The following is a 14,624-nucleotide window of genomic DNA, read 5'->3' as shown; positions in this document are numbered from 1 at the left end:
GGAGTTGTCTCCGGTCGGCTGCTCGGTTCGGTGGATGCCGGGGCCGTGACTGGCCGATCATTCGGATCGGTCAGCGTCCCGTTTACGTGGGTGGTCAGTTCGGAGAGGCGGTGGCCGCGTGTCGGTGCTGCTGGCGTAGTTGGACCATCAGGGCGGTCAGGGTGTCGTTGGACAGCGGAATCTGCTGACCGCGGATCGCCTGGGCCACGACCTTGCGGGTCAGCTTGTCCTCCGCCTTGACCGCTTCTCGGGCAATCTTGAGCAGCTCCTGCGTGTCCGGGTCAGGCCGTCGGATGGCAGTCACGGGTGCCCTCGGGTCAGGGACCGGGCTCGTGGTGACCGACCCGCTGCCCACCACGGAGCTCGTGACCGGCTGTCCGGGCAGGTCAGCGCCCGTCCCCGTGCCACTCCGGCGAGCGGTGTCCGACGGACTTCGGCGAGGTGGGTCACCAGCTTGGGTCTGTGCCCCGCTCTCAGAGTGTCCCTGGTCCAGGGACGGGCGCTGGCGGTCGGTCAGGGCACCGACCGGTTCATCGCTGGTGACCTGCCCGGCCGGCGGCTTCCGCTGACCGCTGCGGCCACTCCGGGCTCCCTCCCCTGAGCGGCCGGCCTGACCCACTCGGTCACTTCGGTCGGTGGTCCTGACAGCCCCCCGGGCGATGAGGATGTACAAATGGACGGCCCCGGCCAAGGCGAGCGGGGCAATCGTGGACAGGACGGCGACGACCGTGTCTCCGAGCCTCAGCCCGTCGGCCATGGGGCTCTTCCCGTTGAGTCTGACCGCGTGCAGTGCGTTGGCCCAGATGCTGGCGGCGGTGGCGGTGCCGAAGAGAGTCCAGACGTACAGGCGGGCGCGCAGCGGTGCGTCCCGGAGGACCAGGAGGGCCCGGACCCCGTACGCGATGAAGCCGTCGATCACGAGCGGGAAGAGGTAGGTCAGCAAACCGCGGACATGGATGGCGACGGCCATCTGCTGGAGGGCGTCGTAGGACAGGGCGCATCCGGCGCCACCGAGGGCGATGACGACCGCGCGGTCCCATCTGGTGGTGTGCGTCGTCTCGGGTGCGGTGGAGATGCTCACGCCGCCGTCCCGAAGGCGTCGCGGCCGATGCGGTCGTCGTTGGGCTCGTTCGGCGGGGCGGGCTTCGTGGTTTGCTCCAGGTTTCGGTTGCGCAGGGCTCGCCGGGTCTCGCGGTACAGCTTTTGGGCGTGCTCCTCGGTGATCTTCAGGAGCCACGCCAAGCGCTGCTCGGTGAGCCCCTGATGGAAGGCGGCGTGAACGACAGCCCGGCGCTCAGAAGCCATCCGTAAACCGTGCGTGATGTATGGGTTTCCGCTGGTCAGGCATGGTCTGGTTGTTCGTGCGGCAGGGTTTCGGTGTCGGGTTGTCGAGGTCGGGAACGGAGTGTGTGATGCCACCGTCGCCGCTGGGGTTGCTGGAAGCGCGTCGGGAGTCCGCCCGGGCGCGGGTCGAGGGCCTGGAGTCTCGGATGGCGCTTGTCGAGAAGGAGTTGGAGGAGGCCCGGGTGGTGCTGGAGCGGAGGGTCGTGGCGGTGGAGGAGCTGACGGCGGCGCTGGCCCCTGCCGAGGAGCCGGCGCCGGCCGTCCCGGCCGCGGCCGGGAGGGTGGGGCGGGTGCCGCCGAAGGGGGCGGTGGTCCCGCGGTGGCGGGATGGCCTGGACCCGGCGGCGGCGCTGGCTCCGGACTACCGGCGGCTGGTGGAGGCGGTCGAGACGGCGGCTGCGGGTGGCGGCGGCCTGAGCGCGCGGGAGGTGGCCGAGGTGATGGAACCGGAGCGGAAGGTCGACACCCTGCTGCAGGAAAACCTGCGGACGAAGGCGAAGAGGCTGGTGGAACGCGGATGGCTGGCGGTCGACGGCTCCGGCTCCCGCTTCATGCCGCGGCGATTGTTGCCCGATCCTGAGCCCATGCCGGCGTCGGCGGGGTGAGGCGTGCGGCGCGTCGGCGGGCAAGGCGCCTGCTCATGACCACGGTCATGGACCACAAGATCATCGCCTCGGCGCTGTCGGGACGGGTCTCGTGGTCACGTGCGAGGCGGCGTGAGCGCATCAGCCAGCCGAACGTCCTTTCCACGACCCAGCGGCGGGGGACGACACGGAACCCGGACAGGTCGTCGGTGCGCTTGACGATCTCGACGGCCAGTTGGAACCTTTCCTTGGCCCAGGCGGCGAGGCCACCGGTGTAGCCGCTGTCGCCCCAGAGTCTGCGCAGGCGGCGGCACTTGGCCATGAGCGCGGGAAGTATGCCGGCGGCGGTGGCACGGTCGCCCGCGTCTGCCGGGGTGACCAGCACCGCCAGGACGAGGCCGATCGTGTCAACGACCAGGTGCCGTTTCCTTCCGTTGATCTTCTTGCCGCCGTCGTAGCCGCGGCTTGCACTCCTCACGTTGGCAGCGGCCTTGACCGACTGCGAGTCGATGACCGCGGCGGTCGGCTCCGCGTTACGGCCCTCTGACTCGCGGACCGAGCCGCGCAGCCGGTCGTGGAACTCGGCCAGCAGGCCGGTGTCACGCCAGCGGGTGAAGAAGGCGTGGACCCGTTTGAACGGCGGGTAGTCCGCGGGCAGCGCGGCCCACTTCACCCCGTTGTCCACTACGTACCGGACTGCGTCGAGTATCTGGCGGTGGCAGTAACCCTCCGGCCGCCCGCCGCGGCCATCCATCCACGCCGGCGTCGGCAGCAGGTCCCGTACCGCCGCCCACTCCGCATCGCTCAGATCGCTCGGGTAGCGCCGAACACGCTCCCCGCCGTCGCGCGCGTTCCCGAATCGATGCGCCAGGCAGTCACACTCCCGTGGAGCCCGATTGCCCCCGACCCCCGCGAAGGCGTAGAAATACGGCAACAGGGCCTCCAGGCAACTTTTCGGTCTCGACAACCTCCAAGTTGCGCAGGGGCCCTGTCTTCATGCCGTAGCCAAGGCGGGATCACTCGAACCAGGAACCAAGGGCGAACGCACGTCCAACTTCCAAACGCAGGCCACGGTTTGCGGACCGCTTCTTGAGGCGAAGAAGTGGCGGAGGCCGTAGACGACCATGCCTTCGGGGATGTCGACTTCGCCTGCCTTCTTGATCCGCTGCCACCGGTTTTGCAGGTAGTAGTACGGGAAGGGCTTGCTGATGTTCTGGGGGTCCCGGAGAAGATAGCCGTCCACGGTGCCGTGCTTGTCCGCGTACAACTCGAGGGTGGACTTGACTCGGGCCGGGAGTGGAACGTCACGGTAGTCGCCGGCCTTGCGGTGCTTGAGCGGCGCATAGGCCTTGGTGGTCTGGTTAACCTGTTCGGTGACCCGGTAGACATCGTCAGCGACGACGTTGTTGATGTTGACCGCGGCGGCTTCGCCGTTTCGCAGGCCACAGCCGCTCATAAGATCGACAATGAGATGGAAGGCGTCGTCGCCGACCGTGCGTATGCCTTGCAGCTGTGCGACGGAGGGGATGACAGCGCGCCTCGGGTCGTACTGCGGTGGCTTGACGCCGTCGAAAGGGTTCTCGTCGTAGAGGCCGAGTCGGTGCGCGTCGAGAAGGATCGCCCTCAGCTTGTCGAAGGCGTTGGACTGCGTGGCCAGACCGACCCCGTTGCGTTCCATGGTCTGGATGAATGTCTCCACGACCTTGTGGTCGAACGTGCCCATCCGACGGCTCCGGAACGCGGGGTAAAGGTGGTGTTCCAGCAGTGAGTGGAGGTGCCGCAGAGAGGCCGCGCTCAGGTCGCGCTGGCCCGCCTTCCAATCGGCGACGTACTCCCCGAACGGCATGGCCGCATATTTCTGGATCCGCTCGGCCTTGCGCTGGCTCTGCGGGGAGTTCTTCCGATCCTGGTAGACCTCGGCGAGCCGGGCTTTCGCCTTCTCCTGGGTGGTGAATCCGGATTCCTGGCTCTGCTTCCCGGCCGCGTTGCGGTACCTGATCTTGTATGTGTGCGGGCACCTGGTCCAGCGGGACTCGGGGTGCTCGCAGTCCTTGAACACGGTGCCCATGCCGCGGATGAGGCTCATGGTTGCCATTGCCGGTCTGACTCCTGGGTGTCATGCTGACGGTTTGCTGACACCGGATGATCGATCAAGTCCCTGACCTGGGACGAAACGCCGAAGCTGTGATATGTGGTGGAACTTCATCGGCCGCTCCCACCAGGACATCGCCGAGGCCCGTGAGGCGTGGCAGAGCGCCGACGGCCGCTTCGGCGCAGTCGAGGGCTATCCCGGGGACCGCCTCCCGGCCCCCGCCCTCCCCAACGCCACCCTGGCTCCGCGCGGCAACCCGGTCCGCCGGCACCGCGCCTGATCCGGCGTCACGCGACGCGCCGGTGCCCGGCGGGCACCGGCGAGTGCGCTCCGCCGCGACTTCAGGCGGTGGCCTCGTCGAGGAGTTCCAGCACATGCCGGTAGGGGCGGCCGGTGGCCCGGCTCATGCCCATCTCGCAGGTGCGGTTGCAGGAGGCGTACGCGTCGTACGTGCCCGCGGTGATCTCGGCCGCCTGGGCCGCGGTGGCCGACGCGGTGATCTCCGGATGGAGCAGGCCGCGGTCGCCCGCGAACGCGCAACAGCCCCAGTCGTCAGGCACCGTGACCTCCACGCTGACGGCCGCCGCGACAGTGCGCAGGGCGCCGTCGATGCCCAGGTGCGCGGTGGAGCAGGTCGGATGCAGGGCGAGGGTGCCCATGCGACGCGGCTCGGGCAGGGCGGGCAGCAGGTGCTCGGCGGTGAAGGCCACGCTGTCCACAAAGCGCAGCGCGGCGTAGCGGGCACGGTCCGGTTCCTGTAGGGCGCCGGGCAGTTGCTCCAGTCCGTGCGTGCAGGACGAGGCGTCGCTGACCACGGGCAGCCGCCCGTGATCGCTCGCCTCCCAGAGCACGTCCAGGGTCCGCTCGGCCATGGTGCGGTGCCCGTCGGTGTAGCCCTTGGACTGCCAGGGGGTGCCGCAGCACAGGCCCGCGAGCCGGTCGGGGACGGTCACGGCGACGCCCGCACGCTCGCACAGCCGCAGGAAGGCGGCCGCGGAGCCCTCCGACCCGTCGGAGGCACCCTCCGGGGCGAACACGCTCCCGATGCACGCGGCGAAGAACACCGCCCGGGAGCCTTCGGGCCGCCGCGCCGCGGGCCGGGCCGGTCCGCCCTTCGGGATGTCGCCTGCCCAGGCGGGGACGAGCTCCCCCGCACCGAGCCGCCGGATCGCGCCGGTGGCGACGCGCAGGGCCGGGTCGGGCAGGACGTGGGCGGTGTTCAGCGCCACCCGCACGCCCTTGACCGCGGTCCCCCAGTGCCGGGCCGCGGCGTCCGCGGCCCGCTGCGCGGCCGGCCCGTGGCGTTCGGAGCGCAGCCGCTTCATGACGGCGCCGGTGTCGATGGTGACGGGGCAGGCGGTGACGCAGAGGCTGTCGGCGGCGCAGCTGTCGACGGCCGCGTAGGCGTAGTCCGCCTCCAGGGCGCGGCGGCGCTCCTCGTCCCCGGCCGCGGCGGCGAGCGCGATCTCCCGGCTCAGCGCGATGCGTTGGCGGGGCGTCGTGGTCGCGTCGGCGGTGGGGCAGACGGGCTCGCAGTAGCCGCACTCCACGCAGGCGTCCACGGCCGGGTCGACCTGCGGGACGCTCTTGAGGCTGCGCAGGTGCGCGGCCGGGTCGTCCTCCAGGAGCACGCCGGGGTTGAGCACGTGGTGCGGGTCGCACAGGTCCTTGAGTTCGCGCATGACGCCGTACAGTTCGTCGCCGTACTGGCGGCGTACGAAGGGCGCCATCGCGCGGCCGGTGCCGTGCTCGGCCTTGAGGGTGCCGCCGGCGTCCAGGACGAGGTCGACCATGGCGTCGGTGAACCGGGCGTAGCGCTCGGTCTCCGCAACGGAGTCGAAGTCCTGGGTGAGCATGAAGTGCAGGTTGCCGTCGCGGGCGTGGCCGAAGATCACCGCGTCCTGGTAGCCGTGCCGGTCGAACAGGCCGATCAGTCCCTCGCAGGTCCCGGTCAGCCGCTCCATGGGCACCGCGATGTCCTCCAGCAGCGCCGTGGTGCCGGGGCGGCGCGCGCCCGCGACGGCGGTGTACAGGCCCTTGCGCAGGTGCCAGAGCCGGGCCCTGACCCGCGGGTCGCGGACGAGCGCGGTCCCGGTGACGGCGGGCAGGCGGTCCAGGACCGGCTGCGCGGTCGCCACCCGCGCGTCCAGGAGTTCCGCGCTGTCCTCGGCGAACTCGACGAGCAGGGCGGCGTGCCGCTCCACTCGCAGTCCGCGCAGTTCGTCCACGGGTTCGGCGGCCTGCTGGGCCACGCGCAGCGAAGCGGCGTCGAGGAGTTCGGCGGTGCGGGCGCCGGCGGCCAGCAGCGCGGGCAGGGCGTCGGTGGCCTCGGCGAGGCCGGGCAGCACCAGCAGACCGGTGGCGGTGTGCGGCAGGAGGGGCACGGTGCGGAAGACCGCCTCCCCGACGAAGCCGAGGGTGCCCTCGCTGCCGATCATGAGGTGGGCGAGGATGTCGGCCGCGCCGGAGTGGTCGAGGAACGAGTTGAGCCCGTAGCCCATGGTGTTCTTCATGGCGAACAGCCGCTCGACGGTGGCGCGCGAGGCGGCCGAGGCACGTACGCGGTCGCGCAGCCGGAGCAGTCCCGCGTGGAGTTCGGGCTCGCGGGCCCGCAGCGCCTCGTCCGCGTCGGGGGCCGCGGTGTCGACCACGGTGCCGGAGGGCAGCACGAACTGGAGGGACTCCATGGTGCGGTAGGCGTTGTCCTGCGTACCGCAGTTCATGCCGCTGGAGTTGTTGGCGACGAGTCCGCCGATGGTGCAGGCGCTCTCGCTGGCCGGGTCGGGGCCGAGCCGGCGTCCGTGGCGGGCGAGCCGCGCATTGGCCTGACGGACCGTCAAACCCGGTTGCAGCCGGATGCGTCGCCCCTCGTCCAGCACCTCGGCGGAACGCCAGTGGCTGCGGACGTCCACCAGGATCCCGTCGCCGCCCGCCTGCCCCGCCAGGCTGGTGCCACCCGAGCGCAGCGTCAGCGGCAGGCCCGCCGCGCGGGCCCCGGCCATCAGGGCGCCCACCTCGGCGGCGGACGCGGCCCGGACGACGGCCTGCGGGGTGAACACATACGGCGACGCGTCGTGGGCGGCCGCGACCCTGCGGGGCATGTCGGTGGTCACCCTGGCCGGGTCGCTGACGCACGAGGCCAGCAGCCCGGCCAGATCGGGGACCCGGTAGCCGGTGGACGGCGCGGTGGAGGGTGCGGCGGCGGAGTGGCTCATGGGTCCTCGGGTGCTCGGGTCCTCAGGTGCGGGGACGGACGCGGTGGTGGCGCGACGGGGCGGTCAGTGGGCGGGTCCGGTGATGCGCATCAGGCGGGGTGCCTGCTCCGCGGGCTCGGGCAGACGCAGCGGCGACAGACCGGGGGTGATGCTGCCGAGGAGCGTGGCCCGGCGGGCGCCGGTGCCCGAGGGCAGGGCGCCGGGCAGTCCGTTGACGGTCAGGAAGCCCAGCACCGCGAAAGCCAGGGCCTCCTTGGCGTCCGACGGTATGCCCAGGTCGTCACTGGGGCGCAGGGGCACGCCCGGCAACTCCCCGGCGATCATGTCCATCAGCACGGGGTTGCGGACCCCGCCACCGGAGACCACGAGTTCGGTGACGCCGAGGGCACGGCAGGCGTCGGCCACGGTGACGGCGGTGAGCCGGGTCAAGGTGGCCAGCACGTCGTCGGGCGCGGGTCCGGGGGCGGAGCCGGTTCGGGAGCCGGAGGCGGACAGCGCGTCGAGGGCCCGCAGCAGATAGGGCAGGTGGAAGAGTTCCTTGCCGGTGCTCTTCGGGGCGGGCCTGCGGTAGTAGGGGTCGTCCAGGAGCAGCGCGAGCAGTTCGGGGCTGGTGCGGCCGGCGGCGGCCCGGCGTCCGCCCTCGTCGTAGGCGGCCGCCCCGTCGGTGAAGTGCCGCACGGCGGCGTCCAGCAGGGCGTTGGCGGGGCCGGTGTCGAAGGCCAGCGGTTCGGCGCCGGGGGCGACAACGGTCACATTGGCGATCCCGCCCAGGTTCAGTGCCGCCGGAGTACCGGGCAGACCGCGCAGCAGCAGGGTGTCCGTCATACCCACCAGCGGGGCGCCCTGGCCGCCCGCGGCGACGTCCCGGCTGCGCAGGTCGGAGACGACCGGGAGCCCGGTGGCCTCGGCGATCCAGGCGGGCTGGCCGAGCTGGAGGGTGCCGCGGACGGTGCCGTCCTCGACCCAGTGGTGCATGGTCTGGCCGTGCGAGACCACGAAGTCGGCGGCGCCGTCGCACAGTTCGCTCAGGGCGCGGCCGGCGGCGCCGGCGAAGGCCTGGCCGATGCCGGCGTCGAGGGTGCACACGTCCTGCGTGGTCGTGGCCGCCGGGGGCAGAGTGGCGGCGATGAGGTCGCGCAAGTCGTCGGGGTAGGGAGCAGAGAGGTGGCCGAGCGGCCGCAGGAGCAGGGTGTCGCCGTCCAGGGTGAGGTCGGCGGCGGCCGCCTCGATGGCGTCGTAGGAGGTGCCTGACATGAGGCCGATCACACGCACGGTGCCTCCTGACGCGGGTGCCGCGGGCCGGGCCGGTTCGGCATGACTGACTTCTCCCTCTGCTGGTCCTGAACGGGGGCGGTGCGGGGCCGCCGCGGTGGGCGGCCCCGCACCTCACGGGTGGTACGTGATCACTCCCGGCCGGCGACCGCCGCGACGCGGTCGGGGCCCTGGTCCGGCTCGCCCTCGCCCGCGGCGACCGCGGCGGTCTCGGGGGCCCGGTGGAACAGACTCATCACGCCGCCGACCACCAGGGTGATCACCACGCCGATGGGCACCAGCCACTGGGCGGCGATCGCCGTCGGCACGGTGGCGCCGGCCACGGTGACGTCGATCTTCACGCTGCGCACGATGTAGGTCATGACACCCACCGTGACCAGGAACGCCACGATGGAGTCGATCTCGTTGGCCCGCCGGATGAGCCGTCCGAGCAGGAACGCTCCGAGCAGGGCGCCATAGGTGTAGCCCGCGATGGTCAGACCGGTGAGGTAGACGTTGCCGGTGTTCGCGCTGAAGGCGCAGGCGAAGACGGCCATGAGGACCGCCCACACCAGCGTCATCACCCGGGCGAGCTTGAGCAGGTTCTCCTCGGAGGGCGTGCTGCGGAAGAAGCTGTGGATGATGTCGGACACCGTCGAGTTCGACATGGAGTTCAGCGCGGAGGACAGCGAGCCCATCGCGGCGCCGAGGATGCCGGCCACGAGCAGGCCCGAGATCACCACGGGCAGGCCGTGCAGGATGAAGTTCGGGTAGAGGTTGTCGGAGCTGGCCAGACCCAGGTCCGCGAAGCCCTTGCCCTTGTTGTAGGACCACAGGAGCGCGCCGACCAGCGAGAAGGCCGCGAACTGCACGGTGACGAAGATGCCGGAGGCGATCATGGCCTTCTGGCCGTCGCGCAGCGTGCGGGTGGTCAGGATGCGCTGGACGATCAGCTGGTCGGAACCGTGGCTGGCCATCGCGAAGATCGCGCCGCCGATGATCGCGGTGGGCAGGGCGAACGGGCTGGTGGCGATGTGCGCGAGGTCGAAGTTGGTGTCGAAGAGCTTGAAGTGGCCCGAGTGCAGGGCGCTCGAGAAGCCGTCACCGCCGACGTGGCCGGAGAGCACGGCGATGGCGAGGATCGCACCGCCCAGGTACAGGCCCATCTGGATGGCGTCGGTCCAGATGACGGCCTTGATGCCGCCGAGGTAGGTGTAGACGACGGTGATCACCGTGAGCACGATGATGATGACGCGGTAGTCGGCGTGCACACCGAACTCGTCGAGCAGCAGCTTGATCGGGATCGCGGAGGCGAACAGCCGGACGCCCTCGGCCAGGAGCCGGGTGAAGACGAACGTCACCGAGGCGAGGCCCTGCAGCTTCAACCCGAATCTGCTGCCCAGGTACTGGTAGGCGCTGACAAATCCGCCGCGCTTGTACAGCGGGATCAGCACGGTGGCCACGATGACGCGGCCGATCACATAGCCGAGAGCGAGTTCGACGTTGCCGAAGCCCTGGCCGCTGTAGGCGCCACCGGGCACGCTGATGACGGTGAGCACGCTGGTCTCGGTCGCCACGACGGAGAACGAGACGGTCCACCACGGCATGTGGCCTTCGCCGACGAAGTAGTCCTTCGCCGTTTTCTGCCGTCCGGCCTTGCGCAGTCCGATCACGGCGATCGCGATCAGATAGACGACGACCACCACGAGGTCGAGTTGGCGCACGCTCACTCCTGAATAACGGCCGGCGAGGTTACCGGCGGGGTGGGGACAGTGGGGAGGGCCGTCGTCCGCCGCAGGCGGGCGACGTGGGGTTCGTGCGGTGCCGAGGCGTCGAGCGCCAGCAGGCGCGCGCCGTCCAGCGGGTCCCCGAGCGGGGGGCGCACGTGGAGGGGGCGTGAGGAACCGGTGATCGCCGCGGTGAGCGGCCCGGTGAGCGGTTCGCCGAGACCGGTGAGACCGCCGGTGACGGTGACCGGCAGGGCGTCGCCGCCGCCGATGCGGTGTGCGGCCGTCAGCACGGCCTCACCGAGCGCGGCGGCTGCTTCCCTGATGATCGTGGTGGCGACGGCGTCCCCCGCGGCCGCGGCGCGGGCCACCTGTGGGGCGAAGGACGCCGCGGTGCGGGCGGGATTGCCGTCCAGGCCCAGGGCCGAGGGCAGCCGGTCGGGGTCGCCGAAGCACTCGACGGCGGCGGCGAGCAGTGCGGTGCGCGGTCCCCGTCCGTCGTGGTCGCGGAGCGCGGCCCGCAGCCCGGCGGCGCCGATCCAGGCGCCGCTGCCCTCGTCGCCGAGCCAGGGACCCCAGCCGTCGACCCGGGCGAACGATCCGTCGTCCCCGATGCCGATGGCGACGGAGCCGGTACCGATCGCCAGCACCACGCCGGTGCGGCCGCCCAGGGCGCCGGCGTGAGCGGTGACGGCGTCGCTGGTGACGGCCACCTCGTCGGTGGGCAGGTCGTCGAGCAGCAGTCCGGCCAGAGCGCGGGCCGCCTCCGGGGCGGTGGCCGCCCCCGCGGCGCCGACGCAGACCGCGTCCAGCCGGCCACCGTGCCCAGCCCGAAGGAGCGGGAGGAGCGGGAGGACGGCGGCACACACCGCCGCGCGGGCCGCGGCCACGCCGTTGCCGGCGGCGAGCCCAGGGGCACCCGGTACCTCGTGGACGTCGTGGGCGGGGCCGTCGCTGCCGGTCCACAACACGGCACGGCAGCCGGTCTTGCCCAGGTCCACCGCCACTGCTGCTGTCATTCGGCACGCCTTCGTGTCTGCAGGGATCCGACGCGTCGGGCGGTCACGGGACAGCCGGAGAGCCGGGGTTACCGGCGCGGATCGCGGTGCAGCGAGTATCGGAAGGTCGACCTCCGTATGTCAATAAGTAACTTCGTGTAATGCGTTTCGTAAGTTTTTGACGCACCGCTGATGCATGGTTAATGTGGCGCCCACCCCACAGGAGGGACCCGTCCATGGCCCGCCAGGAACCACCCCGTACACCGGCTCAGCCGGCGGACGACGTCCCCGCCGCCGGCACCCTGGCGCGCATCCGTGCGGCTCTGCCGTCCCTGGCTCCCTCGGAACGCCGGGTGGCCGACGCCGTCCTGGCCGAACCGGCACAGGCGAGCAAGCTGTCCATCAGCGCCCTGGGCGAGCGGGCGGACACCTCGGTCGCCACGGTGATGCGCTTCTGCCGGGCGATAGGGATCACCAACTACCCGCAGCTGCGGCTCGCGCTGGCCGCGGCCGCCGCCCGCGAGGACGCGCTCGGCGGCGAGCGCCCGGCACCGGGCACCGACATCAGCGCCACCGACACGCTCGACCAGATCGTCAGCAAGATCGTCTACAACGAGATCCGCGCCCTGGAGGACTCCGGTGCGGGGCTCGACCTCGAGGCGCTGGGCCGCGCGATCGACGCCGTGGCGGGCGCCCGGCGCGTCGACATCTTCGGTATCGGCGCCAGCGCCTTCGTCGGCCAGGACCTGCACCAGAAGCTGCACCGCATCGGGCACATGGCCTTCATATGGAACGAGCGGCACGCGGCCCTCACCGCGACCGCCCTCCTCGGCCCCGGGGACGTGGCCGTGGCCATCTCCCACTCCGGGGAGACCGAGGACACCGTCGAACCGCTCCAGGCCGCCGCCGAACGCGGCGCGACCACCATCGCCCTCACCAACGTCGCGCGCTCCACCCTCGCGGAGAGCGCCGACCTCGTGCTGACGACCTGCGCCCGGGAGACCCCCTTCCGGTCCGGCGCGACCGTCAGCCGCATCGCCCAGCTCGCAGTCATCGACTGCCTGTTCGTCGGCGTGGCCCAGCGTTCCTACGACGCCACGACCGCCGCGCTCCAGAAGACCTACGGGGCTGTCCAGCGCCGCAAACGCCCTCAGCCGCCGCGCCGCACCCCGGCCGCCGACTGACCGCCGGCCCTCCCCGAGCACCACCTCTGAGCACCACCCCTGAAAGGACGACCGCGCCGTGGACCTCAGCACACTCGGCACTCTCGGTACCGAGATCCGCAACGACCGGACCGCCGAACTGGACCGCATGCCGGTCTCCGAACTGCTCTCGGTCATGAACGCCGAGGACCGGACCGTCGCCCTCGCGGTACGCGACGCGCTCTCGCAGATCGGTGACGCCGTCGAGGCGATCACGCACTCCCTGCGGCGCGGCGGCCGGCTGATCTACGTCGGCGCCGGCACCAGCGGCCGCATCGGCCTGCTCGACGCCGTCGAGTGCCCGCCCACGTTCGGCACCCCGCCCGAGCAGGTCGTGGGTCTGCTCGCCGGTGGCCCGGGGGCGTTCATCGTCGCCGTCGAAGGCGCCGAGGACGAGCCCGCGCGGGCGGTCGCGGACCTCGACGAGATCGGCGTGAACGAGCGGGACACGGTCGTCGGCCTCGCGGCCAGCGGCCGTACCCCCTACGTCGTCGGCGGCCTCCAGCACGCCGCCGCCGCCGGTGCCGTCACGGTGTCGGTGGCCTGCAACCGCGACGCCCTCGTCAGCCGCTACGCCGACATCCCCATCGAGGTCATCACCGGCCCCGAGGTCCTCACCGGCTCGACTCGCCTCAAGGGCGGCACCGCCGAGAAGATGGTCTGCAACATGCTCTCGACCGCCTCGATGGTGCGCCTGGGCAAGGTCTACGGCAACCTCATGGTCGACATGCGGGCTACCAACGACAAGCTCGTCGACCGGGCCCGCCGCATGGTGTCCCAGGCCACCGGCGCCGACGCGGACACCGTCGCCCAGGCCCTCGACGCGGCGGGCGGCCACGCCAAGACCGCCATCGTCATGCTCCTCGCCGGCTTCACCGCCGAGGAGGCCACCCAGCGTCTCGCCCATGCCCAGGGCGACACGCGGACGGCCGTTGCCGGCTCCTGACGTACCTGACACGCCAGGAGCAGCGGGCCGTGCGGGCGCCCCCGGAGACGGGGGCGCCCCGCGGTCGTGCCCCCGGTGAGGAACATCGCCCCCTCACACGGACGCGCGGGCGCACGACCGGCACCCGGGCGGACGCGAGGATCGGGCCGGCGGTCGCGGGGGCAGTTCGCGGACCAGGTCGTCCTCCGGCGCAGGTCGCCGAATGTCCCGTACCGGCACGCGACGGACCCGCGCCCGGTGGCGTGGGCGGAGTGCGGGCGGCGTGATGCGGACAGGGGCCACGGCCCGGCGCCCCCGCCCGACCGGAGGCAGGGGAGCGACAGGCCGAGGTCAGCGTGCGTGCGGCTCCCGAGTGATGCGTGCGCCGCGCCCGGATCAGTACGGGGAGGGAGCCGATGCCCGCAGGTTCGTGACGGCCCGCAGGATTTCGGGGCGCCTGGCGTGTGCGCGTTCGTACCCCTCGACCCAGGCCAGTTCCGTCGGCGACAGGCCGCGCAACCTTCCGGCGATCTCCCCCGTGGTCAACCGGCCGTAGCGGGCGATGGGCAGGGTCTCCTCGCGGCTCGCGGCGCCCTGCGCGTTGTCGGCCACCTGACGGACTCCGGCGATGCCCGCGGCCACCCACTCCCCTGTCGCGCGGTTCCACAGGGTCACGGCCCCGCGGGCGACCGCGCCGAGAACGCCTCCGAACGCCGCCCGGCCGCCGCTGCGGGCCAGGGCCGCGGCGTGTTCGGTCAGACTCGCCTCCAGGACCTGCAGGACCTGCTGGTCCTCACGGCGCAGGGAGGCGAACAGCTCGAGTGCGACGTCGTCGTGGGCCTGGGAGGCGACGGTCTCCCCCGCCTGGCTGCTGGCCAGAGCACGGGCGGTGATGCCGTACTCGTCGGCCGCGTTTTTCAGCAGCCGCTTCTCGCCGGCCGGCCCGCGCCCGCGCAGCGCCGCCGCCCCCATCCGCGTCGCCATGACCAGCGGCATGCGTCCCACCAGGGCGGCATCCTGGGCGATCCGGCGGGCGGGGCCGAGCAGGTCCGCCCGCACGCGGCGCCCCCGCAGCCGCTGGAGGCAGCCGTCCATCAACGCCATGCAGGCCTGCGCGTAGGCCACGTGGTCCTCCAGCACCTGCCGGTGCGGCCCCTCCGGCGTGACGGCCAGATCCGCCACGAAGCGCTCGATCACCGCGGAATGGGCCCGCCTGGCATCCTCCAGCACGGACGTGAGGGCATCGGTCGTTGCAGCCATCGCAGGGTCCTCGAATGCGTCGTGAG

12 protein-coding genes and 1 pseudogene are annotated in these 14,624 nt (G+C 72.0%); 4 read left to right on the top strand and 9 right to left on the bottom strand.

Annotated features, from left to right (window positions below):
• Positions 1-94: 94 nt before the first annotated feature.
• Together RV983_RS34085 and RV983_RS34080 are read right to left on the bottom strand one after the other, a co-directional pair.
• Positions 95-1,081 (bottom strand): DUF2637 domain-containing protein, encoded by a 987-nt coding sequence (locus RV983_RS34085; RefSeq protein WP_475989565.1) that lies wholly within the window; start codon positions 1,079-1,081, stop codon positions 95-97.
• Positions 1,078-1,305 carry a hypothetical protein gene (locus tag RV983_RS34080; RefSeq protein ID WP_475989564.1) on the bottom strand — a complete coding sequence of 76 codons (228 nt, stop codon included), beginning with the start codon at positions 1,303-1,305 and terminating at the stop codon, positions 1,078-1,080. Before RV983_RS34080 ends, RV983_RS34085 begins: the two co-directional genes overlap by 4 nt.
• A gap of 185 nt (positions 1,306-1,490) precedes the next feature.
• Here RV983_RS34080 and RV983_RS34075 point away from each other — a divergent pair, with 185 nt between their 5' ends.
• Positions 1,491-1,949 (top strand): hypothetical protein, encoded by a 459-nt coding sequence (locus RV983_RS34075; RefSeq protein ID WP_475989563.1) that lies wholly within the window; start codon positions 1,491-1,493, stop codon positions 1,947-1,949.
• On the opposite strand, the gene RV983_RS34070 is transcribed toward RV983_RS34075, so the two are convergent.
• Both RV983_RS34070 and RV983_RS34065 read right to left on the bottom strand, forming a co-directional pair.
• Positions 1,894-2,862: an IS5 family transposase gene (locus RV983_RS34070; RefSeq protein ID WP_475987737.1), complete on the bottom strand. Its 969-nt coding sequence runs from the start codon at positions 2,860-2,862 to the stop codon at positions 1,894-1,896. The two genes, RV983_RS34075 and RV983_RS34070, sit on opposite strands and share 56 nt — an antisense overlap.
• A 60-nt stretch (positions 2,863-2,922) precedes the next feature.
• Complete coding sequence (locus RV983_RS34065) at positions 2,923-4,023, bottom strand: tyrosine-type recombinase/integrase (protein ID WP_475989562.1); 1,101 nt, start codon at positions 4,021-4,023, stop codon at positions 2,923-2,925.
• Between the two features lie 94 nt (positions 4,024-4,117).
• Between RV983_RS34065 and RV983_RS34060 the strand changes: the two are divergent.
• Positions 4,118-4,300: pseudogene (locus tag RV983_RS34060) on the top strand (pirin family protein); the annotation flags it as partial.
• Positions 4,301-4,361: 61 nt separating this feature from the next.
• Here RV983_RS34060 and RV983_RS34055 read toward each other — a convergent pair.
• The 4 genes from RV983_RS34055 to RV983_RS34040 form a co-directional block, all read right to left on the bottom strand.
• Positions 4,362-7,235 carry an FAD-binding and (Fe-S)-binding domain-containing protein gene (locus RV983_RS34055; protein WP_475989561.1) on the bottom strand — a complete coding sequence of 958 codons (2,874 nt, stop codon included), beginning with the start codon at positions 7,233-7,235 and terminating at the stop codon, positions 4,362-4,364.
• A 63-nt stretch (positions 7,236-7,298) separates the two neighbouring features.
• Complete coding sequence (locus tag RV983_RS34050) at positions 7,299-8,507, bottom strand: anhydro-N-acetylmuramic acid kinase (protein ID WP_475989560.1); 1,209 nt, start codon at positions 8,505-8,507, stop codon at positions 7,299-7,301.
• Positions 8,508-8,638: 131 nt separating this feature from the next.
• Positions 8,639-10,210, bottom strand: a complete 1,572-nt coding sequence (locus RV983_RS34045; RefSeq protein WP_475989559.1) for a sodium:solute symporter — start codon at positions 10,208-10,210, stop codon at positions 8,639-8,641.
• Between the two features lie 2 nt (positions 10,211-10,212).
• A complete protein-coding gene (locus RV983_RS34040) occupies positions 10,213-11,232 on the bottom strand; it encodes an N-acetylglucosamine kinase (protein WP_475989558.1) in 1,020 nt (339 codons plus the stop codon).
• Between the two features lie 215 nt (positions 11,233-11,447).
• Between RV983_RS34040 and RV983_RS34035 the strand changes: the two genes are divergently transcribed.
• Both RV983_RS34035 and murQ read left to right on the top strand, forming a co-directional pair.
• Complete coding sequence (locus RV983_RS34035) at positions 11,448-12,395, top strand: MurR/RpiR family transcriptional regulator (RefSeq protein ID WP_475989557.1); 948 nt, start codon at positions 11,448-11,450, stop codon at positions 12,393-12,395.
• Positions 12,396-12,453: 58 nt separating this feature from the next.
• A complete protein-coding gene (murQ, locus tag RV983_RS34030) occupies positions 12,454-13,359 on the top strand; it encodes an N-acetylmuramic acid 6-phosphate etherase (protein ID WP_475989556.1) in 906 nt (301 codons plus the stop codon).
• A 375-nt stretch (positions 13,360-13,734) separates the two neighbouring features.
• On the opposite strand, the gene RV983_RS34025 is transcribed toward murQ, so the two are convergent.
• Entirely contained in the window at positions 13,735-14,598 is an 864-nt protein-coding gene (locus tag RV983_RS34025; protein ID WP_475989555.1) for a hypothetical protein, read from the bottom strand.
• Between the last annotated feature and the right edge of the window lie 26 nt (positions 14,599-14,624).

The sequence above is a fragment of the Streptomyces sp. RLA123 genome, from assembly GCF_056270165.1.
Note: the sequence above shows the minus strand (reverse complement) of the source record. Positions and strands in the feature narration are given on the sequence as shown.

Coding starts and splice junctions, on each gene's coding strand:
- RV983_RS34080 (WP_475989564.1), bottom strand. CDS start 1,305: ATGGCTTCTGAGCGCCGGGCTGTCGTTCACGCCGCCTTCCATCAGGGG.
- RV983_RS34075 (WP_475989563.1), top strand. CDS start 1,491: ATGGCGCTTGTCGAGAAGGAGTTGGAGGAGGCCCGGGTGGTGCTGGAG.
- RV983_RS34065 (WP_475989562.1), bottom strand. CDS start 4,023: ATGGCAACCATGAGCCTCATCCGCGGCATGGGCACCGTGTTCAAGGAC.
- RV983_RS34055 (WP_475989561.1), bottom strand. CDS start 7,235: ATGAGCCACTCCGCCGCCGCACCCTCCACCGCGCCGTCCACCGGCTAC.
- RV983_RS34040 (WP_475989558.1), bottom strand. CDS start 11,232: ATGACAGCAGCAGTGGCGGTGGACCTGGGCAAGACCGGCTGCCGTGCC.
- RV983_RS34035 (WP_475989557.1), top strand. CDS start 11,448: ATGGCCCGCCAGGAACCACCCCGTACACCGGCTCAGCCGGCGGACGAC.
- RV983_RS34025 (WP_475989555.1), bottom strand. CDS start 14,598: ATGGCTGCAACGACCGATGCCCTCACGTCCGTGCTGGAGGATGCCAGG.